This is a genomic window from Mucilaginibacter pocheonensis, assembly GCF_031456535.1.
GTDB classification, from domain to species: domain Bacteria; phylum Bacteroidota; class Bacteroidia; order Sphingobacteriales; family Sphingobacteriaceae; genus Mucilaginibacter; species Mucilaginibacter pocheonensis.
The window spans coordinates 114,026-137,405 of record NZ_JAVDUU010000001.1 but is presented as its reverse complement, the minus strand read 5'-3'; the positions used below and the strand labels follow the sequence as shown (position 1 = coordinate 137,405).

16 protein-coding genes are annotated in these 23,380 nt (G+C 44.9%); 5 read left to right on the top strand and 11 right to left on the bottom strand.

The genetic code is table 11. The annotated features are described in order from the left end of the window. Positions 1–54 precede the first annotated feature (54 nt). The 5 genes from J2W55_RS00485 to msrA form a co-directional block, all read right to left on the bottom strand. Positions 55–2,865 carry a 2-oxoglutarate dehydrogenase E1 component gene (locus tag J2W55_RS00485; protein ID WP_310090712.1) on the bottom strand — a complete coding sequence of 937 codons (2,811 nt, stop codon included), beginning with the start codon at positions 2,863–2,865 and terminating at the stop codon, positions 55–57. 197 nt (positions 2,866–3,062) lie between these two features. After that, positions 3,063–4,373: a DASH family cryptochrome gene (locus J2W55_RS00480; protein WP_310090710.1), complete on the bottom strand. Its 1,311-nt coding sequence runs from the start codon at positions 4,371–4,373 to the stop codon at positions 3,063–3,065. A 49-nt stretch (positions 4,374–4,422) separates the two neighbouring features. Further along, the gene (locus J2W55_RS25715; protein WP_374726356.1) at positions 4,423–4,515 is read right to left on the bottom strand and encodes a DUF2256 domain-containing protein; all 93 of its coding nucleotides are present in this window, start codon (positions 4,513–4,515) and stop codon (positions 4,423–4,425) included. Between the two features lie 81 nt (positions 4,516–4,596). Then, complete coding sequence (locus J2W55_RS00475; RefSeq protein ID WP_310090708.1) at positions 4,597–5,430, bottom strand: 5'-nucleotidase, lipoprotein e(P4) family; 834 nt, start codon at positions 5,428–5,430, stop codon at positions 4,597–4,599. Positions 5,431–5,473: 43 nt separating this feature from the next. Then, on the bottom strand, positions 5,474–6,019 hold the full coding sequence (gene msrA / locus J2W55_RS00470; RefSeq protein WP_310090706.1) for a peptide-methionine (S)-S-oxide reductase MsrA: 546 nt from the start codon (positions 6,017–6,019) through the stop codon (positions 5,474–5,476). Positions 6,020–6,132: 113 nt separating this feature from the next. Here msrA and J2W55_RS00465 point away from each other — a divergent pair, with 113 nt between their 5' ends. From J2W55_RS00465 to J2W55_RS00450, 4 genes are all read left to right on the top strand, one after another. After that, positions 6,133–6,525 (top strand): DoxX family membrane protein, encoded by a 393-nt coding sequence (locus tag J2W55_RS00465; RefSeq protein WP_310090704.1) that lies wholly within the window; start codon positions 6,133–6,135, stop codon positions 6,523–6,525. A gap of 160 nt (positions 6,526–6,685) precedes the next feature. Then, the gene (gene galB / locus J2W55_RS00460) at positions 6,686–9,121 is read left to right on the top strand and encodes a beta-galactosidase GalB (protein ID WP_310090702.1); all 2,436 of its coding nucleotides are present in this window, start codon (positions 6,686–6,688) and stop codon (positions 9,119–9,121) included. Positions 9,122–9,353: 232 nt separating this feature from the next. Next, a complete protein-coding gene (locus J2W55_RS00455) occupies positions 9,354–10,220 on the top strand; it encodes an aldose 1-epimerase family protein (RefSeq protein WP_310090701.1) in 867 nt (288 codons plus the stop codon). A gap of 104 nt (positions 10,221–10,324) precedes the next feature. Then, complete coding sequence (locus J2W55_RS00450) at positions 10,325–10,669, top strand: hypothetical protein (RefSeq protein ID WP_310090699.1); 345 nt, start codon at positions 10,325–10,327, stop codon at positions 10,667–10,669. Between the two features lie 70 nt (positions 10,670–10,739). On the opposite strand, the gene J2W55_RS00445 is transcribed toward J2W55_RS00450, so the two are convergent. After that, positions 10,740–13,583, bottom strand: coding sequence for a DNA gyrase/topoisomerase IV subunit A (locus J2W55_RS00445; RefSeq protein WP_310090698.1), 2,844 nt, complete (start codon positions 13,581–13,583; stop codon positions 10,740–10,742). Positions 13,584–14,244: 661 nt separating this feature from the next. Here J2W55_RS00445 and nagB point away from each other — a divergent pair. After that, positions 14,245–16,167 (top strand): glucosamine-6-phosphate deaminase, encoded by a 1,923-nt coding sequence (gene nagB / locus J2W55_RS00440; RefSeq protein ID WP_310090697.1) that lies wholly within the window; start codon positions 14,245–14,247, stop codon positions 16,165–16,167. 121 nt (positions 16,168–16,288) lie between these two features. Here the strand turns inward: nagB and ftcD are convergent, their stop codons facing one another. The 5 genes from ftcD to J2W55_RS00415 form a co-directional block, all read right to left on the bottom strand. Continuing rightward, positions 16,289–17,980 (bottom strand): glutamate formimidoyltransferase, encoded by a 1,692-nt coding sequence (gene ftcD / locus J2W55_RS00435; RefSeq protein ID WP_310090695.1) that lies wholly within the window; start codon positions 17,978–17,980, stop codon positions 16,289–16,291. A gap of 189 nt (positions 17,981–18,169) precedes the next feature. Beyond that, positions 18,170–19,396: an imidazolonepropionase gene (gene hutI, locus J2W55_RS00430; RefSeq protein WP_310090694.1), complete on the bottom strand. Its 1,227-nt coding sequence runs from the start codon at positions 19,394–19,396 to the stop codon at positions 18,170–18,172. 236 nt (positions 19,397–19,632) lie between these two features. Further along, on the bottom strand, positions 19,633–21,306 hold the full coding sequence (hutU, locus tag J2W55_RS00425; RefSeq protein WP_310090693.1) for a urocanate hydratase: 1,674 nt from the start codon (positions 21,304–21,306) through the stop codon (positions 19,633–19,635). After that, positions 21,284–22,843 carry a histidine ammonia-lyase gene (gene hutH, locus J2W55_RS00420; protein ID WP_310090691.1) on the bottom strand — a complete coding sequence of 520 codons (1,560 nt, stop codon included), beginning with the start codon at positions 22,841–22,843 and terminating at the stop codon, positions 21,284–21,286. The genes hutU and hutH overlap by 23 nt, the downstream gene beginning before the upstream one ends. Beyond that, positions 22,836–23,345 carry a MarR family winged helix-turn-helix transcriptional regulator gene (locus J2W55_RS00415; protein ID WP_310090689.1) on the bottom strand — a complete coding sequence of 170 codons (510 nt, stop codon included), beginning with the start codon at positions 23,343–23,345 and terminating at the stop codon, positions 22,836–22,838. Before J2W55_RS00415 ends, hutH begins: the two co-directional genes overlap by 8 nt. Positions 23,346–23,380 lie beyond the last annotated feature (35 nt).

Here is a 23,380-nt window from a genome sequence, read left to right as displayed (position 1 = left end):
GTTGGGATGCGTGTAATTGGTTAACCTCAGAAACACACAACCGTCAACCGGTACTTAATCCGCCCCGGCATCAGCCATTTTTTGGGTTGTTTTTTTTATAACTTCTTTTACTACCTTGCCTGCAGGCGCTTCAAATGCCTTTGATACAATATATGCCTGTTGCGCGGCATGCTGCTTGGCAAAACCGGTAGCAGTACTGCTGCCTTCTATCCTTGAGATCACATTCAGCTTCAGAATTTTATCATTATGGAACTTGCGGCAAATATATGGCCACCCTCCCATATTCTCCGGCTCTTCCTGTACCCATATAAATTCGGTAGCCTTATCATATTTGGCTTTAATTTTCAATATCTGTGTTACCGGTGTAGGATACAGCTGCTCTACCCTAACAATAGCCACGTCCTTACGCTTATCAGCTAATTGTTTTTCCTGCAGATCATAGTATACTTTACCGGTACAAAGCAATACGCGTTTTACCTTTTTAACATCAGCGTAGGTATCATCAATAAGTTCATGGAACTTCCCATTGGTAAAATCCTCAATAGGCGATACACATTTAGGACTGCGCAGCAAGCTTTTTGGTGTAAAAATGATCAGCGGCTTGCGGAAATCGCGGTGCATTTGCCTGCGTAATATATGGAAGAAATTGGCCGGGGTTGTACAGTTGGCTACCTGGATATTATCATCAGCACAAAGCTCCATAAAGCGCTCTACACGTGCCGAAGAATGCTCGGGGCCCTGGCCTTCGTAACCATGCGGCAACAGCATTACCAACCCATTGCCACGCTGCCATTTGGTTTCGGCACTGGCTATGTATTGGTCAACTATAATTTGCGCGCCATTAAAGAAATCGCCAAACTGCGCTTCCCAAATGGTTAAAGCATTAGGGTTTGCCAAAGCGTAACCATACTCAAAACCCAAAACACCATATTCAGACAATAATGAGTTGTATATGCTCAGTTTAGCCTCGGTATCAATAGTTGCAAGCGGGGTATATTCGTCTTCAGAATCAGCCAGGGTTAATACCGCATGGCGGTGAGAGAATGTACCGCGTTTAACGTCTTCGCCGCTTAGCCTTACCGGGAAACCATCTTTCAACAGCGTGCCATAAGCCAGTAACTCGGCCATAGCCCAGTCAAAAACCTGGGTTTTATTCACCATGGCCTTGCGGTCTTCAAACAGTTTCTCGATCTTTTTAAAGAATTCTTTTCCCTTTGGCAGATCGGTTATTTTATTTCCGATAGCAATAAGTTCCTCTTTAGGTACTGAGGTATCAACAGCAGTAACAAATTCCCTGTGACTGGCTAAGTGCAATCCGCTCCAGGCGCCTTCAAACATGGCTATGGTTTCGGTAAACCGCTCTTCGGCCTTTGATTCGTCAAGCTTTTGCTGCAACTCATCGCGGAAAGCTTTTTCTATCGATTTAAGCAAACCGGCATCAATGCTGCCTTCATCCACTAATTTTTGATTGTAAATTTTAAGCGGGTTGGGGTGAGCTTCAATGGCTTTATATAATAATGGCTGGGTGAATTTTGGCTCATCAGCTTCATTATGTCCATAACGGCGATAACACAAAATGTCAATAAATACATCTTCATTAAACACCTGCCTGTACTCCATAGCCAGGTTTACAACGTGCGCCAATGCTTCTACATCATCGCCATTTACGTGAAAAACCGGCGAAAGCACCGTTTTAGCTACGTCAGTACAATAAGTGCTTGAACGCGCGTCTTTATAATTAGTGGTAAAACCTATCTGGTTGTTTATAACCAGATGAATGGTACCACCAGTGCGGTAGCCATCAAGTTTTTCCATCTGTAAAACTTCGTAAACAATTCCCTGCCCTGCAACTGATGCATCGCCGTGAATTAATATAGGAGCGATCTTAGAATGATCGCCGTTGTATTTAAAGTCGATCTTTGAGCGGGTGATCCCTTCTACAACCGGGTCAACCGCTTCCAGGTGCGACGGATTGGGGCAAAGGCTCAGGTGTACTTTTTTACCGTTGGCAGTTGTTACATCGGTTGAAAAACCCAGGTGATATTTAACATCACCGCCAAAAGGAGATTCGGAATCAAAGTTTTTTCCTTCAAATTCAGAGAACACCTCTTTATAAGTTTTCTCCATGATGTTGGTAAGCACGTTTAACCTGCCGCGGTGAGCCATGCCAATGATGAACTCCTCGATGCCCAGGTCGGCCCCTTTTTTTATAACAGAGTCAAGTGACGGGATCAGCGCTTCGGCACCTTCAAGCGAAAAACGTTTTTGCCCAAGGAATTTAGTACCCAGGAAATTCTCAAAAGTTACCGCCTCATTGAGTTTATTCAACATCAGCTTTTTCTCTTCAAGAGTAAATACAGGCGTGTTGCGGTGGCCTTCCATGCGCTCCTCAAACCATTTAATTTTGATAGGATTGCGGATGTACCTGTACTCGGCACCTATAGCGCGGCAATAAGTATCTTCCAGCAACTGGCGAATATCGCGCAATGTGGCAGCACCCAGGCCAACTTCAACACCGGCATTAAAAACGGTATCCATATCAGCTTCGCTCAGCCCAAAGGTTTCCAGTTCTTTGCCGGGATAATAATGACGGCGCTCGCGTACAGGGTTTGTTTTGGCAAACAGGTGACCGCGTGAACGGTAACCATAGATCATGTTGAGCACGTTGATCTCTTTTAAAAAGTGGTCGGGAGTTTTGTCGCCCACGCTTGGTGCGGTGGATGATTGGGTATCCTTACCAAAATCAAAGCCTTCAAAAAATTTCTGCCATCCAAAATCCACCGATTCGGGGTTTTGCTTGTAGCTGTCGTATAGGTTATTAATGTAGTCTGCGTTGCCGCTGTTGATATAATTTAGACGATCCATGAGAAACTGATCTTTAAAACGGTACAAAAGTAAGCATATAGGCTTATATACTTCATAATTAATTGTAAAGAAATTTACACCTGCATAATATTGGTGTCATAAGGTACTGAACGCGTAAAATACCTTTGATGGAGTGTTTATTTAAGAAATGGTTTAATTAGAATATGCAAATAATACTATGATAATACTTTTGCATATCATACATTAACCAGATCACCGGCCTCATCAATTGGAGAATGTTGCCAGGTATTCACAAAATCGCTGGCCGCGTCTTTAGGCTGCATGGCGGCTATGGTGTATTTACTTTCTTTAGCGTCATTTACGCCGGCTATAAAAGCCCAGTTGCCCCAATTACTGGCGGGTGAGTAATCGATGAGTTTTTCTTCAAAGTACGCCGCGCCGCGCGTCCAGTCGGCTTTTAGTTCATGTACCAGGTAAGCAGCAACTATTTGCCTGCATGGGTTGCATATATACCCGGTGGCATTTAACTCATGCATACAGGCATCAACAAACGGAACGCCGGTTTCGCCATTTGCCCATTTCAGGAAATCAAACTCATTTGTTGCGGGTGCCTGCGCATCACTATCAGTTTTTGATTTGATGAATTTTTGCCCGTGTTTTTTAAACATGAACCTGAAATAATCGCGCCATAACAGTTCAAGCTTTAATAAGCTGGCGGTTTGTGCATAGCTATCCTGGTTGTGTTTAAATATTTCCCAGTAAACCTGCCGGGGCGATATACAACCCACAGCCAGCCAGGGCGATAATTTTGATGAGTTATTTACACTGCTATTGCGCGAGCCTTTGGGTTTAACAGCCGGATCACTTTGCGAAAAGTACTTGTGCAGTTGTACCAAAGCGGCGGTTTCGCCACCCTGAAAATAATTAGTGGCCCGCGGATCATCAACAGGCTCGTCCAGTCCTAATTGCTGTAAAGTCGGCAATTCTCCGGCGTCCGGAATTTCGGGAGTAATGATATGTTCAGGGGTAGGAACGCAGGGGCGCACATTACTATCGCGCTCTACTTTCTTTTTAAATACCGCAAAACTATCGGGGATATCTTTAATAGGGAACGGAAGATCCTCTTTATGATACAGTGTATGGCCTATAAAATGCTTTAGGTTAAGCCTCATTTTCCAAAGAGCGGCTTCTACCTGTTCGGATATGCCGGTTTCCTCGTAGGCAACCTCCCGGTGATGATATACCTCGTTCACCTGGTATTGTTCGGCAAGCTGCGGTAATATCTCGGCAGGGTTTCCGGTCCTTATAACCAATTCAGCACCATAGGCCTGCAGGTTTTTACGCAGATCAGCCACTGCCTCTAAAAGGAACCTTGCCCTAAAGCTTCCGGTTTTGGGAACTCCGAGGGCGTTATGCTGAAAATAATAGGGGTCAAAACAATATACGGGCAGTACTTTATCAGCCTTGCGAACGGCTTCTAACAAAATCTCGTTATCATGTATTCGCAAGTCATTTCTGAACCAAACCAATATCGTCTTTTCACTCATAGTTAAACAGGGTGTTAACTGAATTTTATGCAGGGCACAAATTTGCAATTTATTTGTGTTTTAAACACACTTTACTGCAATATTTGACATCAACCCAACATTTTTCCTGTTTTTTTATAAAGTTTAATAATCCTTTACAAATTCAGATGAACTATTAACGGCTGCTTTTTTTAGCCAATTAACCAGTAAATATAAATTATATCTGCAAAAAAACAATACCCAACTATTTATCAGTCTTTATTTTGGCCCTGATAACAGAGTCTTTTTGAGCCGCGCTTAGTTTGTAATTAAACTGGAATAATGCTCCCTCAAAATCGCCGTATGATGGGTTTGGTATAACAATGTATTTGTTCCCAAATTCCTTTTGCAGCTTTTGCGTTGTAACAATGCGACTTTCTTCGGACGGGTGATTGTCATATAACAAATCAAAATCGGGCAGGTTATCGCCGCAAAGGAGCAAAATGTCGTGTGTTTTTAAAACATCCTGCCTGCGGCTCTCTTTACTTGAATTACTTTGTTTTAACAGCAGGTGCTCATCATTTGTATTAGGCAAGCCATAGCGCTGCAGGTTATACAACGTTGCCGCGCGCTCATTTTCATTGCGGTTGGTGATATAAAAAATGGTTATACCTTTTGATGCCGCGTATTTTAAAAATGCCGGGGCTCCGGGAACAGTATCCGCCTTGCCTTTATCTGTCCACTCTTTCCAGGTTTTATCATCGTAATCTAAATTCTGCAGGCCGCGTTTGGCATCATAAGGGCTGTTATCCAACAGGGTTTCATCAATGTCGGTTACTATGGCCAGCGGTTTGGTACCCACCCGCTTTACACCTTCGTCAACACGCTGCCTGGCAATATTATAAGCCTGGAAGCACAATGCCTTATACTCCGCAGCTCTTTGCTGCCATAAAGATGCCCATACCTTACCATCATTGGCGATTGAGATATTACCATTTACAGGAATTGCGGTGTTAGTAGTTGTACTTACTTTTTTTGTTGAAGAACAAGCGGTTAAAAACAATATGGCGAAGAACAGATAAGAACAGTTTTTTTTCATTATGATGTACTGATACTTGCCCGGCAAACCGGAGCTGAATAACTTATAATAGTTCAGGCTTTATTTTATCCGTGAACTCTTTGGCAAATTTATTCAGTTTTGGCTGGATAACAAACGCGCAGTACGACTTATTAGGATTATCATTAAAATAGTTCTGATGATAGTTCTCGGCCGGATAAAATTCACTGGCCGGCGTAACTTCGGTAACTATGGGGCCATCAAAAACATTTTGATCATTAAGTTTTTTGATCATGGCCTGTGATGCCTGCTTTTGTTCTTCTGTATTGTAAAATATGGCCGAGCGATATTGCGTGCCGATATCATTTCCCTGGCGGTTTAGGGTGGTGGGATTATGGGTTCTGAAAAATACCAGCAGTAATTCGTCAAATGAAATCACATCGGCATCGTACTCTAATTGTATTACCTCGGCATGGCCGGTAGTACCGGTGCACACCTGCTCATAGGTGGGGTTTAAAACATTTCCGCCCATATAACCCGAGGTTACCGATGTTATACCCTTAAGTGTTTGAAATATGGCTTCGGTGCACCAAAAGCAACCGTTGCCAAATGTTATTTTTTGTATATTCATATTATTTATTTACGAATATAACACCTGTTTGGTTTAAGGCGGTTATGCTGCATTTGAATATGTCAATTAAATTACTAATTTAGTATTTAAACTCACATTTAAACCCTAAATTCATGAAAATCGCAGTATTAATTGCCCGTATCTTACTGGGTCTTACCTTTGTAGTATTTGGCCTGAATTTCTTTTTTAATTTTATACACATGCCTCAACCGGTTATGTCAGAAAAGGCCCAGGCCTTTAGCGGCGGACTTTTTGGCTCAGGCTATTTCTTTCAATATATGAAGGTTATTGAAATTACAAGCGGGCTGGCCATATTGTTTAATCGTTACACTGCATTCTTCTTACTCATATTATTCCCTGTTTCCGTAAATATTTTTCTTTTCCACACCATTTTAGCCCCGGCAGGTATCCCTATGGCCCTTGCTATTATTGTGCTGCACGTATTTTTAGGCATTGCATACCGCAAGTATTACGCGAGTATATTTACCGCTGTACCGGTTGTATAATTAAACCTATTTTGAGAAAAATGCCGGTTTTATCCGGCATTTTTTGTTTTACAATTGTCCTGAGCATTTGCATTAAACCGGGTGCGCCAACAATTCATTTTACTATTTCATAATTATTTATAATTTAGTGTCAAAATTACAATTAATCTAAATTATCAATATGCCATTTAATAAACTATCTACAAATGCCGGCAGATTATTAGGCCTGCTGTTTATCAGCATACTGCTTAGTTCAAAAGGCTTTGCACAACCATCCCGTCAAAAACTTGATTTTGATAAGGGCTGGCAATTTCATTTGGGGGATGTTAAAAACGCCCAGCTTAAAACTACAAATGATGCGGCCTGGCGTACACTTGATTTGCCGCATGACTGGAGCATTGAAGGCAAGTTTTCGAAAGACAACCCTGCAACGCCTGAAGGCGGCGCTCTTCCCGGCGGCATAGGCTGGTACCGTAAAACATTCACTGTTCCGGCTGCATCCAAAGGCAAATTGGTTTATATTGATTTTGACGGCGTTTACCAAAAAAGCGATGTATGGATAAACGGGCATCATCTGGGTTTCCGGCCCAACGGTTACATCTCGTTCCGATACCAGCTTACACCTTATTTAAACTTTGGCGGTAAAAACGTAATAGCCATTAAGGTTGATAACTCCGTTCAACCTAATTCCCGCTGGTATTCCGGCTCAGGCATTTACCGTAATGTATGGTTGGTTACTACCAACAAAGTTGCCATTGACCATTGGGGAACTTATGTAACCACACCGCAGGTAAGTGATGCATCGGCCACTGTAAATTTAAAAGTAAAGGTAAAAAACACCGCAGGTGCCAATGAGCCATTTACCATAAAAACAGCTGTTTATGATGCAAGCGGAAAAGTTGTGGCTACTGGCGGCAATATCCCCTCAAATAGCAATTTAAAAGATACGGTGTTTGAAAGCGCTACTGATCTTGTTATAAAAACGCCTCAGCTTTGGTCGGTAGAAAATCCTTATTTATATAAAATAGTTACGCAGGTAGTTAAAGGCAAATCTGTTGTCGACGAGTATACCACGCCTCTTGGCATACGTTATTTTAATTTTGATGCGGACAAAGGCTTCAGCCTAAACGGAAAGCCTATGAAGATCCTGGGGGTATGCAATCACCATGACCTTGGTTCGCTGGGTGCCGCTATCAACACGCGCGCTTTGCAACGCCAGCTGGAAATTTTAAAAGCAATGGGCTGTAATGGCATCCGCACATCGCACAATCCGCCCGCTCCGGAACTGCTTGACCTGTGCGACAAAATGGGCTTTATAGTTATGGATGAAGCTTTTGACTGCTGGGAATGGAAAAAAGCCAAATATGATTATCATCTGTTTTTTAAAGAATGGCATAAACGCGACCTGGAAGATCAGATACTGCGCGACCGTAACCATCCAAGCGTTATGATATGGAGTATTGGTAACGAGATACCCCAACAAAGCGATACCAGCGCGTTAAGAATTACGCCCGAGTTGGCGGGGATAGTACATAGTCTTGATAACACCAGGCCAATAACTACTGCTAATAACGACCCGGGTAAAAACAATAAGATCATCAGCTCCGGCGCTATAGACCTGGTAGGTTATAACTACCACGAAGGTGAATACGCCGCATTTCATGACAGGTATCCCGGCAAAAAATTCATTGCCACAGAAACCACTTCGGGCCTTGAAACCCGCGGATACTATGAAATGCCGTCGGACAGTATAAGGATATGGCCCGAGCGCTGGGATAAACCTTTTGTAAGGCCCGGTAATAATGTTTCTGCCTATGATAATGTGCGACCACCATGGGGATCAACCCACGAAGCCACCTGGAAGGTAATGAAAAAGCATGATTTCCTTTCGGGCATGTTCATCTGGACGGGTTTTGATTACCTGGGCGAACCTACCCCGTACAGCTGGCCATCGCGCAGTTCATATTTTGGAATTATGGACCTGGCCGGTTTCCCAAAAGATGTATACTACATGTATCAGAGCGAATGGACAAACAAACCGGTGCTCCATATTTTTCCGCACTGGAACTGGGAAGCTGGAAAAACAGTTGATGTTTGGGCCTATTATAACAATGCCGATGAAGTTGAGCTCTTTTTGAACGGCAAATCATTAGGCATCAAAAAGAAAACCGGCGACGACCTGCATGTGATGTGGCGCGTGAAATATGAGCCCGGTACACTAAAGGCAGTTTCGCGCAAAGGTGGCAACGTAGTTTTGACCAGTGAGCTGCATACCGCTGGCGCACCTGCAAAAATTGAGTTGCTGGCCGACCGCAAACTGATCAACGCCGATGGGAAAGACCTGTCATTTGTTACGGTAAAAATTATGGATAAAGACGGCAATGTGGTGCCAAATGCCGAAAATTTGGTGAATTTTAAAATTAATGGCGAAGCAGTGATTGCTTCGGTTGATAATGGCGACCCGGTTAGCCATGATTCCTTTAAAGTTAATTACCGTAAAGCATTTCATGGCCTGGCACTGGCCATTGTAAAGGCAAAAGAGAAAGCCGGCAATATTACTATTACAGCTACATCAGCAGGCTTACCAAGCGCATCAATAACCATAAAAAGCAAATAAAACACAGGCTATATATAAGCGTACAGGCGCAGAGATATAACCCGTGAAATTCCTCCTTACCCAGGCAGTTGGTTCATTAGCCAGTTGCCTGGGTTTTTATTGATCTTTTCAAGAAAAAGAAACAGGATGCCCATTGCTTTGTTACATTTTTCAAAGGGCTTTATTTCACAGAAAATTCCTGTAACTTGGATGCTTATAAGTTAATTTATACTAAAATAATTGCTGTTAACGTATGACCTTATTAGAAAACGAGTACCTAAAAGTAGCTATTGAGCTTAAAGGTGCCCAACTCAGTTCGTTTTATAACAAACAAACGGGTATTGAGCATCTTTGGCAAGCCGATCCTAACATTTGGCCCTGGCACGCCCCTAATCTTTTCCCGGTAGTAGGCGGATTAATTAACAACCAGTTACTGGTTGACGGAAACACCTATGAGATGGGCCGCCATGGCTTTGCAAGACAATCGGAATTTATTTTACTGGAGGCAGATGAAGTATCAGCCAGTTTTTCCCTTCCTTATTGCGAAAAAACACTTCAGGCTTACCCCTTTAAATTTGACTTTCAGGTTTTATACATGCTAATAGATAATTCGCTGAGAATAACCTATAAGGTGATCAACCTGGATAAAAAAACAATATATTTTTCGGTTGGAGGGCATCCGGCATTTAACGTTCCTTTTAATAAAGGTGAAAATTATGAAGACTATTATCTGGAATTTGAAACCGAGGAACATTTAGAAACAAATTTATTGTCGGCCGAAGGCTTTTTTACAGGTGAAACGCACCCCGTACCTACACCCGGTAATAAACTGTTTTTAACCCGCCACCTGTTTGATGCCGACGCGCTTGTTTTTAAACAATTAAATTCCAGGATGATAAGCATCAAAAGCACCAAACATGACCAATCCCTCTCCCTTGAATTCCCTCATTTTAATTACCTGGGCTTGTGGGCCAAACCAGGTGCTGATTTTGTATGTATAGAACCCTGGCTTGGTTATGCCGATACACAAGATCATCCTATAAATATTGACAAAAAAGAAGCCATACAATCGCTTCATGCCGGGCATGTTTTTGAGGCTCCCTATTTTATAAGTCTTTAGGCAAGGTTTTTGTAACAATAAATAATGGACACAATAAAAACATTTTAACTGCTTTTTTATTTACCATAATTAACACAACACTTATTAAATTAAATTTTATTACTATGAAAAAGAAAATCTATCTAATTGCCCTTACCATGTTGCTTTCCGTTACGGCATTTAACAGCTATGCTTCTACAGCTACAGACGGAGCTTTAACCATATTAAGCAAAGAGCAAATAGCCAACATGACCACTGAGCAAAAACAGGCTCGTGTTGAAGAAATTAAAGCAAGGGTGAACGAAATTAAAGCGATGAAGAAATCTGAGCTTACCAAACAGGAACGTAAAGAACTGCGTACTGAGCTTAAAGGTTTAAAACACGAAGCAAACGCTTTAGGTGGCGGTGGTGTTTATCTTTCAGTTGGTGCTATCATCATCATTATTTTAGTACTGATCCTGATATTATAATCAATCGCTCATATAAAAAAAGCGGCTCTGATATATCAGAGCCGCTTTTTTTTTGTAACAATCGCAATTTTTAAAATAAGCCCAATTGCCCTTTATCATCAATTTCAATATCATCAGGGTTGGTGATCTCAAAATCTACTTTTTTATGTACCTCTTTGGGTGGTTCTTCCTGCTTTGCAGGTTCATTTGCTAATGGCTGCACAACATCCGGCTTTACCTCCGCCGGTGTTTCCTCCGGAGAATTCGCTGTAATTTTAGGCTCTTCCGTTGATTTTAACTGTTCGGGTTCTGTTTCAGACAATTGATCAATCGGTTCAGTCGGTTCATCCATATCTGCTTCTTCATCTAATCCCATCTCTGATTCATCCCTACCCGCGGCCTCTTCAACTTCAGCAGTCTCATTTTCAGCTATTAGTTGCACTGATTTTACCGGAAATTGCGATAAACGGTTGCCCATCGCTTTCATCCCTTTTACGTCTATCAGCTCGGCCAGGTTAACCTCAATGGTTTCAGGTGTTTGATCCTTACCTTTTAGCTGCACCACGCTTACTAAAGGGGCGGCATTAGCTATTAATACCAATTTGGAGCCCGGTTCATCACTAATAATACTTACCTGTTTGCCCAATACTATATTTTCAAACATAAAACGCTTAACCATATAGTTTTTCGATTTGCCATCCAGGTGGATCACCGAATAAACCTTCTTAGGGTCATACTTTTCAATCAGGATCATTTTATCATCAAAATGATTGTTCAGATCAAAGCTGGTAAGCTCGTAAACGCCATTGCTCAACACATTAAGTATACGATCGTCGCCGTCAAACTCACCCAGGTACTTGCCGCGGCCGTCGGCGTTCAGGCGTTTCAAAATTTCATCATACCAAATTTTACGCCCGGCCAGGGTTGATACTCCCTTGCTTTTAAGTATGATCTTTTTAACCGGATATTTGGTAATGATATTACCCATTGAGCCGCGCCCCTTAATGGCTAACGTGGCAAAATCTTCATCAAACTGTAGCTTTTTAAGTTTGGAGTGCGGCTTAAGCTGCACATTTACCACTTCGGCCTCACCGTTGGGATTGGCCGAAAAATATAACACTCTGGTGCCTTTGGTACCTTTGGTAAGGTCATATTCCTTATCGCGGGTTACACCAACAACCGAGAAGCGTTTGATGTAACTGATGCCGCTTTCGCCGTCCTTGTAGATCATGTTATAAACCGTACGCTCATCGTTCTTTTTAAATACGGCAACATGAATAATATCTTTACCCACAAAAACCTTATCCTGTACTTTGGTAATAAGGCAGCGCCCGTCGGCTCTAAAAACAATGATCTCGTCGATATCGGAGCAATCGCCAACCAACTCAACGGAGCTGTCTTTCTTTAAACCAGAACCAATAAAACCATCAACTTTATTTACATATAACTTAACGTTGGCCAATGCAACCTGTGCCGCCTCTACCTTGTCAAAGGTGCGGAGTTCCGTTTTGCGGCCGCGATCTTTACCATATTTTTCGCGCAGTTTTTCAAACCAGGCAATGGTGTACTCTGTGAGGTGCTTAAGGTGATGCTTAACTTGTTTTATCTCGTTTTCGAGCGTTTTCATCAGCTCATCCGCTTTTTTAACATCAAAGCGGGTAATGCTGCTCATCGGCTTATCAATCAGTTTCTTATAGTCCTCAGGTAATATTTCGCGGTAAAACTGAGGAAAGAAGGGCTCAAACAAACGGTTAAGCACTTCCAGTACGGTTTCAAAGTTGCCTGAACCTTCATAGTCAGGGTGTTTATACATCCCTTCCTGAATAAATATTTTTAGTAATGAACTAAAGAAAATCTTTTCCATCAGCTCCTTCAGCCTGATCTCCAGCTCCTGCTTTAACAGATCTTTTGTAAAAAAGGTGCTTTCGCTAAGCATGTCGTTCACGCTCATAAAGCGCGGCTTATCATCCTGAATAACACAGGTGTTGGGCGATATGGACACTTCGCAATCAGTAAAGGCATACAATGCGTCGATGGTTACATCGGGCGATATGCCAGGTGCCAGGTGGATGATGATCTCTACATTCTGGGCGGTATTATCCTCTATCTTTTTGATCTTGATCTTACCTTTGTCATTGGCCGAGATCACACTATCGATCAGACTGCCTGTAGTTGTTGAGAAGGGTATCTCGGTAATGGCCAGTGTTTTCTTATCGCGCTCTACAATTTTGGCCCTCACCCGTATCTTTCCGCCGCGTTGCCCCTCGTTATACAAAGATGCATCAGCCATACCCCCCGTAGGAAAATCGGGCATCAGGTTAGGCCGCTCACCTTTTAATACCGCTATAGAAGCATCTATCAGTTCAATAAAATTATGCGGTAATATTTTGGTGGCCAAACCTACGGCAATACCTTCGGCACCCTGTGCCAGCAGCAAGGGGAACTTTACAGGCAGGGTAATAGGCTCTTTATTACGGCCATCATAACTGGCCTGCCAAACCGTGGTATCGGCATTAAAAACAACATCAAGTGCAAATTTGGAAAGGCGTGCCTCAATATAACGCGGAGCCGCGGCCGAGTCGCCGGTTACTGGGTCGCCCCAGTTACCCTGGCAATCAATCAGCAGGTTCTTCTGGCCTATTTGTACCATGGCGTCGCCAATAGATGCGTCACCATGCGGGTGGTACTTCATGGTGTTGCCTATCACATTGGCTGCTTTATTAAAGCGCCCGTCGTCCATTTCTTTAAGCGAATGCAATATACGGCGCTGTACAGGCTTTAAGCCATCATTAATATGCGGAACGGCGCGGTCAAGAATTACGTAAGAAGCATAATCCAGAAACCAGTTTTCGTATAACCCGTCGAGTGAGGTAACATTATGTAATTTTTCATCATTATTGGCGGGTATATCATTTTGACTCAGATCTTCACTCATTATATGCTAAAAACTTTTGGATGGGTAAAGATAAATAATTATGAGCGGATGTGCGGACGCGGGATTTGCACATTTAAGGTTTTATTAACACCCCGCGGCCATATTTTAATACTACCGGCGATGAACTAAAAAACATAGACGGCGTTCATGTATTTAACTCCGGGGCGTAATGCCATATAATTAAATATAAAAAATATTTATCTACTAAATAGATAGATTTAATAGATAAATATTATATTTGCAGCAGTTGGTTGATAAATGGTGGTTCATTTAATAACAACATCGCAGGCGCTGGCTCGGCAGCAAACGGATGGTTCGATCCCGTCCCCTGCATCTCTCTTCTCTCATATTTATGTTTTATAATTGGTTAATTAGAGTTCCTGCCCATCAGGAGCTCTTTTTTTATTCACTTAATGACTTGATTAAATTATATTTACTTATTAAAAAAATTTAAAAAGTACTTTATTTTAAAAATTAGTTTTATTAAGTTTGTACCAATAATGTACAGCATGTTATTCAACGGAATTTACTTTAGCCTCATGTCGGTGGGGTCGGAAAGGTTTTGTTAATTGGTTTGAAAAATCCTCGTTTCGGCGGGGGTTTTTTATATACTGACTTTTTTAATTTCAACATATACTAAAACACAGGTTCTTAGAAAATTATGGCCCGATTAAATTTATTGGAAGAGACCCGGTACGAGAAGCTGCCGGTAAGCGTTTATGGCAACCAGCAGGAGGCATCCGTGGCGGTAGCCGGCAGGATAGCCAAACTGATACGGGATAAGCAGGCCCGCGGCCAAAAAGCCGTGCTTGGGCTGGCTACCGGTGTTACCCCCATCGGGGTGTATGCCGAACTGGTACGCCTGCACCAGCAGGAGGGCTTGTCTTTCAGCAACGTGATCACTTTTAACCTTGATGAGTATTATCCCATGAAGCCCGATGCTGCTCAAAGCTATGTGACCTTCATGTACGAGAACCTCTTTAGCCATGTGGATATCGATAAGGCCAATGTGCACATCCCCGATGGCACCCTTGACCAGGAGGCTGTGGCTGCCTTTTGCCTGGCTTATGAGCATAAGATCGAGGAGCTGGGCGGGCTCGACCTGCAGATCCTCGGTATCGGCCGTACCGGTCACATCGGTTTCAATGAACCGGGGTCGGCCCCTAACTCGGGTACCCGCCTGGTGACCCTGGATGACCTCACCCGCAATGACGCCTCCCGCGATTTTGGCGGCAAGGCCAATGTGCCTACCAAGGCCATCACCATGGGCATCGGCACCATCTTTAAGGCTCGCGAGATCATCCTGATGGCCTGGAGCAAAAAGAAGGCCCCGATCATCAAGAAAGCTGTAGAGGGCGAAATGTCGGGCGATGTGCCGGCTACTTACCTCCAGCTGTCTGACCATGTGGAGTTTGTGCTGGATGTGGACGCAGCTTCTGAGCTTACCCGGTTTGATACCCCATGGCTGGTGAAGGACTGTTCCTGGGATGACCAGCTCCTGAAAAAGAAAGCGGTGATCTGGCTGGCCGATACCATCGGCAAACCGGTACTGAAACTGACCGAGGAGGATTACAACAACCATGGCATGGCGCAGCTGGCCGTGGAGCAGGGGCCGGTGTACAACATCAATATCGATATCTTTAACCAGATACAGCATACCATTACCGGATGGCCCGGCGGAAAGCCCGATGCCGATGATTCCCAAAGACCGGAAAGGGCCCTGCCGGCCAAAAAACGGTCCATCATCTTTTCTCCGCATCCTGATGATGACGTGATCTCCATGGGCGGTACTTTTATCCGCCTGGTAGACCAGGGTCATGAGGTGCATGTGGCTTACCAGACTTCGGGCAATACCGCCGTTTGGGATGATGATGTGCTGCGCTACATGGAGTTTGCCATTGATTTTACCAACAGCATTGGCGAGGATACGGGCCACCTGCAAAAGCTTTATGAGGAAATGAGGGCTTTTTTCCCGCAGAAACAGCCAAACCAGATCGATACCCGAGAGATCCGCAACGTGAAGGGTTTTATCCGCAAGACCGAGGCGATCTCCGGTGCACGGTACGCCGGGCTGCCTGATGACCATATCCATTTTATGGCCCTCCCTTTTTATGAGACCGGCAAGACCAAGAAGAACACCGTGGGCGAAGCGGATATCCAGCTTACCATTGACCTGCTGCAGCAAATAAAGCCACAGCAGATCTTTGCGGCCGGTGATTTTGCCGACCCGAACGGCACCCACCTGGTTTGTTTTAATATTATCCTGGCTGCACTGGAACGCCTTAAACCTACCGAGGAATGGGTAAAGGATTGCTGGCTGTGGATGTACCGCGGGGCATGGCATGAGTTTGAAACTTATGAGATCGAAATGGCCGTGCCGCTTTCGCCCCAGGAGGTGATCCGCAAGCGCAACGCCATTTTTAAGCACCAGTCGCAAAAGGACCGCCCGGTATTCCCCGGCGATGATGCCCGCGAGTTCTGGGTGCGTGCCGAGGACCGTACACGCGATACGGCCCAGCGCTATGACCGCCTCGGTCTTGCTGAATATGAAGCCATGGAAGCCTTTAAACGTTATCAGTTTTAATCTATGTCATCGCTGATAGCATCGCAATCTCAGGTGCTTTGCTATCAGCTGGCTCATTTAAAGCCTTACGAAGTTTTGAAAACTTCGTAAGGCTGTTTTTAGACAAATCTTACCTTAACCATTATACCCCTATCTTAGCATTTACCAATGCAATAATTTCTGTTTCCAAAGCAATTGCTTTGCGCTCTATTTCATTGCCCCGGTAAACTACATCCACAACAAAATCCTTATCCTTATAACCCGAAGCGTTGATCTTCACATTCATAAAAGCACCTAAAACAGCGGTACGGGCACAAAGGGCAGCTACACCGGCATCAGTTACAGAGTTAGGGTTGCCTGTTTCTGCCATTGCTTTTATCACTTCCATACTGTTTAATGCAGCCTGCATCACCTTAAACGGAATTTCAATGGCATATTTTGTAGCATCCTGTATGGCTTTATCTCTTGCCATTTTTTCTTCGTCGGTTGATTTAGGCAAGCCAAATGATTCCATGATCCGGTTAAACGCAGTAGTGTCCAGGTCAACCAAACGGATCAGTTCATCTTTGTAAAGCTGCGCCTTCCCGGCCCAATCGCTAAACTCTTCCCAGCGCTTGTCCCAGCCCTTTTTATGCGAACTCAGGTTAGCTACCATACCCGCAAGTGAAGCTCCCAGGCTACCCACATAAGCCGAAATTGAACCACCACCGGGAGCCGGGCTTTCACTGGCCGTTTCATCAGCAAAATCAACAAGGCTCATGCTCACCAGTTTACTTTCGACCTTATCTTTTAACAGGTACTCAATAATCCGCTCCTCCGGTATAAACGGCCCCAGCTCATCCAGCCCCATCGATTTAATAGCTATCCTGATCAACTCCTTTTCACTTACCCCAACGGAACGCTGTTGCTTACGCAGGAAATACTTACCGGCATCCAACATGGCTTTCAGCGGTATCAGGCCCACCAGTTCGCTGCCGGTAACGCGGATGCCCCGCTCATTGGCCTTGGCGCAAACTTCATCAAACGCTTTATGTACCGGGGTAATTTCAATATTGGTAAGGTTCATGGAGATTTGAGCGATGCCATACTCCTCAATATACCAGCCAATGGCCTTTACAGCCTTTAAAGAACCGGGAATTGATCTGGGCTTGCCGTTTTCATCTGTAACAACCTTGCCTGTTACCGGATCGCCTTCACGCATGGTACGACCAGCTTCGCGCACATCAAAAGCAATGGCATTTGCCCTACGGGTTGATGTTGTATTGAGATTTACATTATAAGCCACCAAAAAATCCCTCGCGCCAATTACCGTTGCACCCCGTTTTATATCATTCTCCGCCGGACCGAAATCAGGCGCCCATTCAGGTAGCTTTATCTTCTTAAAAAACCCTTCGTACTCTCCAGCCCTGATCACCGACAGGTTGCTCCGGCTTTTATCAGGTTGGGCCTGCTCATACAAATAAACCGGGATCTGTAACTCTTCGCCAACGCGTTTAGCCAGTTGCCGGGCGTACTCCGCAGTTTCTTCCATACTGATATTGCTAATAGGTATCAGCGGACAAACATCGGTTGCACCCATTCGTGGATGCTCGCCTTTTTGCTTGCTCATGTCAATTAGCTCCCCAGCTTTTTTTATAGCCAGAAAAGCAGCTTCAATAACTTTTTCAGGCTCGCCCACAAACGTTACCACGGTACGATTGGTGGCCTTGCCCGGGTCAACATTCAGCAAGCGTACGCCCTCAACCGATTCTATTTCGCTGGTGATCTGCTTTATAATATCGAGGTTTACACCTTCGCTAAAATTGGGTACACATTCTATTAGTTTCTGGCTCATTGGTTCATTAGTTTATTTGTTCATTGGTATTGTCAGTCTTCAAATCAAAGCACTATCCATTCCGTTCTACCTCCTCCCTTAAGAGGCCGCGTTGGATGGTGCAATAGCAGGGCCGTTCGGAACTTTACTCTTCAATAAACCCCTTCCTCTTCTTCCCAAGGGAAGGAATTGCACCAACCTGTGCTATTTTTAATTTTCTAATCCGACAGCCCATACCCTATCCGGTTTTAATTTTCCCTGTTGATATAGTATTTCCCGGTAATCGTCGCATGGGTAGGCCTGCATATCTGCAAGCTTGCCTTTGGTTAAAACACCACGATCATTTAGTTTTAATGCCGATGCCGCCCTGAACGTCAATCCGGCGAATACTTCGGCAGCGCATAGTTTTTCGGCAGCTCCCATAACTGCAGCCTGCATCAGCAAATCGCCCATTGGGGCCGATCCCGGGTTCCAGTCGCTGGCAATAGCCACACAGGCCCCCGCATCCAGTAATTTGCGGGCGGGTGCAAAAGGCATACCCAACCCTAAAGACGCGCCGGGTAAAGTTACAGCTACCGTGTCAGATTGGGCAAGTATATTTATTTCATAATCCGTGCTGGCCTCCAGGTGATCGGCCGAAACTGCCCGGGCCTTTACAGCTGCTTCGCTGCCACCGGTGGTAAACTGATCGGCGTGAACAGTTACCTCAAAGCCCATTTGCTTAGCTCTTGACAGGTAGTTTAATGCATCACTACTGTTAAAGGCGCTTTCTTCAATGAAAATATCAACCCGGCCGGCAAGCCTTTGTTGTTTAATAACAGGCAGCAAGTCGTTTATAATATAGTCGAGGTATTCCTGGTGTGTTCCATTAAAATCTTTGGGCAACATGTGAGCAGCAAGGCAGGTAGATACAAGACTTGCATGGGTTTTATCTGCCGCCGCTTTGATGGCTTTCAGCTGTTTTATCTCGGCATCAATGCTCAGGCCATAGCCGCTCTTGATCTCAATTGTTGTGACCCCTTCGGTTAAATGCCGTTGTACACTTTTTAACAGCATATCAGTCAGCGTGGCTTCACCAGCCGCACGGGTTTGAGTAACAGAATCCCAAATACCTCCGCCAGCTTTGGCAATTTCCAGGTAGGTTTTACCGGAGGTACGCAAAGCGTAATCCTTTGCCCGGCTGCCTGCAAAACAAATGTGCGTATGGCAATCAACAAAACCCGGCAACAGTACATGGTTACGCTCAATTTCTTCTACTCGTACCGATGGGTTGGCCGACCTCAATTGTTCAAAATCACTAACAGCCATGATCAGTCCATCCTCCATCAATACCCCTCCCTGTGAGATGATCTGCAATTGCTCGTCCTTCAGCGCGCCTTTTAACGGGAGCCCGGTTAATGGCAGTATTTGAGTGAACGGACCTATCAGTTTTTTCATTTTGTTATCTATATTTCCCACCTACCTCGTCAGTTTACGGGGCAGGAAGCCTTGCAAACGGGGTGAGCTCATTATTTCCATGCGTCATTGTGAGATATGAAGCAATCTCTACGCAGGCATTCTGTTTGCCGGATTTAGGATTTTCTGCTGACTCTGTAAAGTACAGAGATTGCTTCGTTCCTCGCAATGACGTGCTTTTTGTTTTTATGTGGCCTATAGCTTTCGGCCTTGTTTACCTACCAAACCTTCAATCCAAACTTATCTGCCCACTCCTGTGCTTTATCATAACCAGCATCGGCATGACGGAAAATACCCATTGCCGGGTCATTATGTAGTACCCGTTTTAGGCATGTGGCTGCACGTTCCGTGCCATCAGCCAAAACTACCATACCCGCGTGCTGCGAATAGCCCATACCAACCCCGCCACCGTGATGGAACGATATCCAGGTTGCGCCCCCCGAGGCATTTGCCATGAGGTTAAGCAGCGGCCAGTCAGACACCGCGTCTGAGCCATCTTTCATAGCCTCCGTTTCACGGTTTGGTGATGCTACTGAACCACAATCCAAGTGATCGCGGCCAATCACTATCGGCCCTTTTACCTTACCACTTGCCACCAGCTCATTAAATATCAAACCTGCCTTTTCACGCTCGCCAAGGCCCAGCCAACAAATACGCGCGGGCAATCCCTGAAAAGAGATTTTTTCCCGCGCTTTTTCCAGCCATTTAATCAAGGGCCGGTTTTCAGGGAAAGCCTCAATCAATGCCCGGTCGGTAGTATAAATATCCTCCGGATCGCCTGATAAAGCTACCCACCTGAACGGGCCTTTGCCTTCACAAAACAATGGGCGGATATAAGCCGGGGTAAATCCCGGGAAGTTAAAAGCATCGGGCTCGCCGCCTTGTTTGGCAAACTCGCGCAGGTTGTTACCATAATCAAAGGTAACAGCGCCTTTACCTTGCAGTTGCAGCATTAAATTCACATGCCGTGCCATACTTTTTAAAGACTGGTGTTTATATTCTGCAGCATTGTTTTTGCGTAAAGCAGCAGCTTCGGCTAATGATAACCCGTTTGGTATGTAACCATTCAGCGGATCATGTGCTGATGTTTGATCGGTTAAAATATCGGGAATGATGTTATCTTTTAATAAATGTTCCAGCATATCACCGGCATCGCTCACCAGGCCTACTGATAGTGTTTCTTTTTTAGCGATGGCTTCTTTTACCCAGGCAATGGCCTCGTCATAAGAGTGTGTTATTCTGTCGATATAATTTGTATCCACGCGCTTTTGTATGCGTGTGGCATCCACATCCGCACCTAAAAAAACGCCGCCCGCCATGGTTGCGGCCAATGGCTGTGCGCCGCCCATGCCGCCCAAACCGGCGCTTACCACCAACTTGCCGCTTAGGTCACCGTTAAAATGCTGGTTACCGCATTCTACAAAGGTTTCGTAAGTACCCTGCAAAATTCCTTGTGTCCCAATGTATATCCAGCTGCCGGCGGTCATCTGCCCATACATCATGAGGCCTTTGGCACGCAGTTCATTAAAGTGTTCCCAATTGGCCCATGCCGGAACCAGGTTACTGTTGGCTATGAGCACGCGCGGCGCTTCGGGGTGGCTGCGGACTATCCCCACCGGCTTACCCGATTGTATCAGCAGCGAATGGTATTCATCCAACTCCAGCAGCAACTCAATTATTTTACGGAGCGATTCCGGGTTGCGGGCTGCCTGGCCAATACCGCCATATACCACCAGTTCATCCGGATTTTCGGCAACCTCCCCGTCAAGGTTGTTGAGCAGCATTCGTAATGGTGCTTCTGTTTGCCAGCTTTTGGCATGCAGCTGCATACCGTGCGGTGCCTTATACACCGGATGGCTGGCATAGGTTTTAATAAATTCTGAACTCGTCATGGCTAAGATTTATATTATTGCTGATGGCTGCCTCATTGGCGGTTGCCAGCAGAGATCCATCTGTAATTATTTGGTGCAGGCTATTAATATCAGCGGCAAAAACACGATCATCCTGTATATGAGATACGTGTTGCCTTACCAGCGCGTGAATAGCCTCAATAACCGGTGTTGATTTTAACGGCCTTCTGAAATCAACTGCCTGCGCTGCGTATAGCAGTTCAATAGCCTGTATATATTCCAGGTTATCAATTACCTGGTGCAGCTTGCGCCCGCTGATAGAACCCATAGACACATGATCTTCCTGCCCCAGTGAGGTTGGTACGCTATCGGCACTGGCAGGGAAACATAGCGTTTTATTTTCGGTTACCAGGGCCGCGGTGGTATATTGAGGTATCATTAAACCAGAGTTTAACCCTGCGTTGTGCGTTAGCAGCTTGGGTAAACCATAACGCCCTTCGCTCATGAGGTAACAGCGGCGGTCGGCAATATTACCCAGCTCTGCCGCGGCAACGGTAGCATAATCCAATGGCAGGGCCAGCGGCTGCCCATGAAAGTTACCTCCGCTTATGGTATCGTCGGCGTTAAAAATTATGGGGTTATCGGTTACTGAATTCAGTTCAATTTCGGTAAGCTCTTTTAGGTGCAGCCATGCATTGCGCGATGCGCCGTGCACCTGGGGCATACATCTTAACGAATAAGGGTCCTGAACACGGTCGCAATTCATGTGCGATGAGTTGATCTCCGAGCCGCTTAATAAAGTAAACAGGCGATATGCAACCAGCTTAGTACCCTTAAACGGGCGAATGGCGTGCAGGCGCGCATCAAAAGGCCGGGCCGAACCCATTAGCCCTTCTAATGACAAAGCACCGATCAGATCGGCACGATCAAGGGCATCATTTAAGCGCTGTACGGCTTTTACGGCAAAGGCCAGTATAAACTGGGTACCGTTTATTAATGCAAGCCCTTCTTTTGGCCCCAATACCAATGGCTCAAGATCATGCTTTTTTAATAGTTCCATGGCCTGAATTTTTACACCGCTTTCATATACTTCGCCCAAACCAATAAGGGGCAAAAACAAATGCGACAGGGGCGCCAGATCGCCCGAGGCACCTACTGAACCTTTTTCGGGAACTATGGGAATAATATCATTATCAATATGCCAGATGATACGCTCCAATGTTTCAGGTGCAACACCTGAGTACCCCTGCGCCAGTGCCTGTACCTTGGTGATCAGCATTAACTTGGCAATTTCTGCCGGAATTGGCTTGCCTACACCCACGCTGTGGCTTTTGAGGATGTTACTTTGCAGCAGGCTGGTATCGGCTTCAGATATGCGGGTATCACATAGCGGACCAAACCCTGTATTTATGCCGTAAACCGGGTGTTGTGCGTGTACAATTTTCTCCACCTCGCGCCATGACGCACGAATTCTATTCTCGGAATCAGCATTAATAATCCCCCTGGTTTTGCCAGCGGCTATGTCCAGGCAAATACCTATAGTTAAATGGTCGGCGCCATAATTAAATATGCTATCCATGATTGGTTGGTTTTAAATCGGCAGTTAAGTTTTGACTGATAGTACCTGCAAGATCAGAGGAATGGAAAGCTGTTTCGAGCGCGGTGATAGCGGGCAATAATTGCTTAGCGGTGTTATCACTTTCTACCAGCCGGGTCATCGCCAAACTAATGGCATCCCATACCGGTAATATGGTTGCCAATAATTTACGGCCGCTTTGAGTTAAAGTTACCAGTTGCCTGCGGCCATCATCAACGCAGGTAGCCGAGGTAACCAATCCGCGATTTTTCAAATTTGTAATGAGCTGGCTTGCGGCCGGGTGCGAAACCTCGATCTGCTCGCTTAGTTCCTTGATAGAAAGCGCTTCATTTTTTGACAGTAAATAAAATACCGGAAACCAGCTGGCATCAAAATCAATACCCTCATTTTGATAAACCCGGTTGATTTCGGCCAAAAAAGATTCGCTCAGGCGGCGCAAACGGCTGCCCAAAACCAGGTAGCCCAGGCTTTGATATAAATTCATGATGCAATTTATATAAGTGCTTATACAATTGCAAA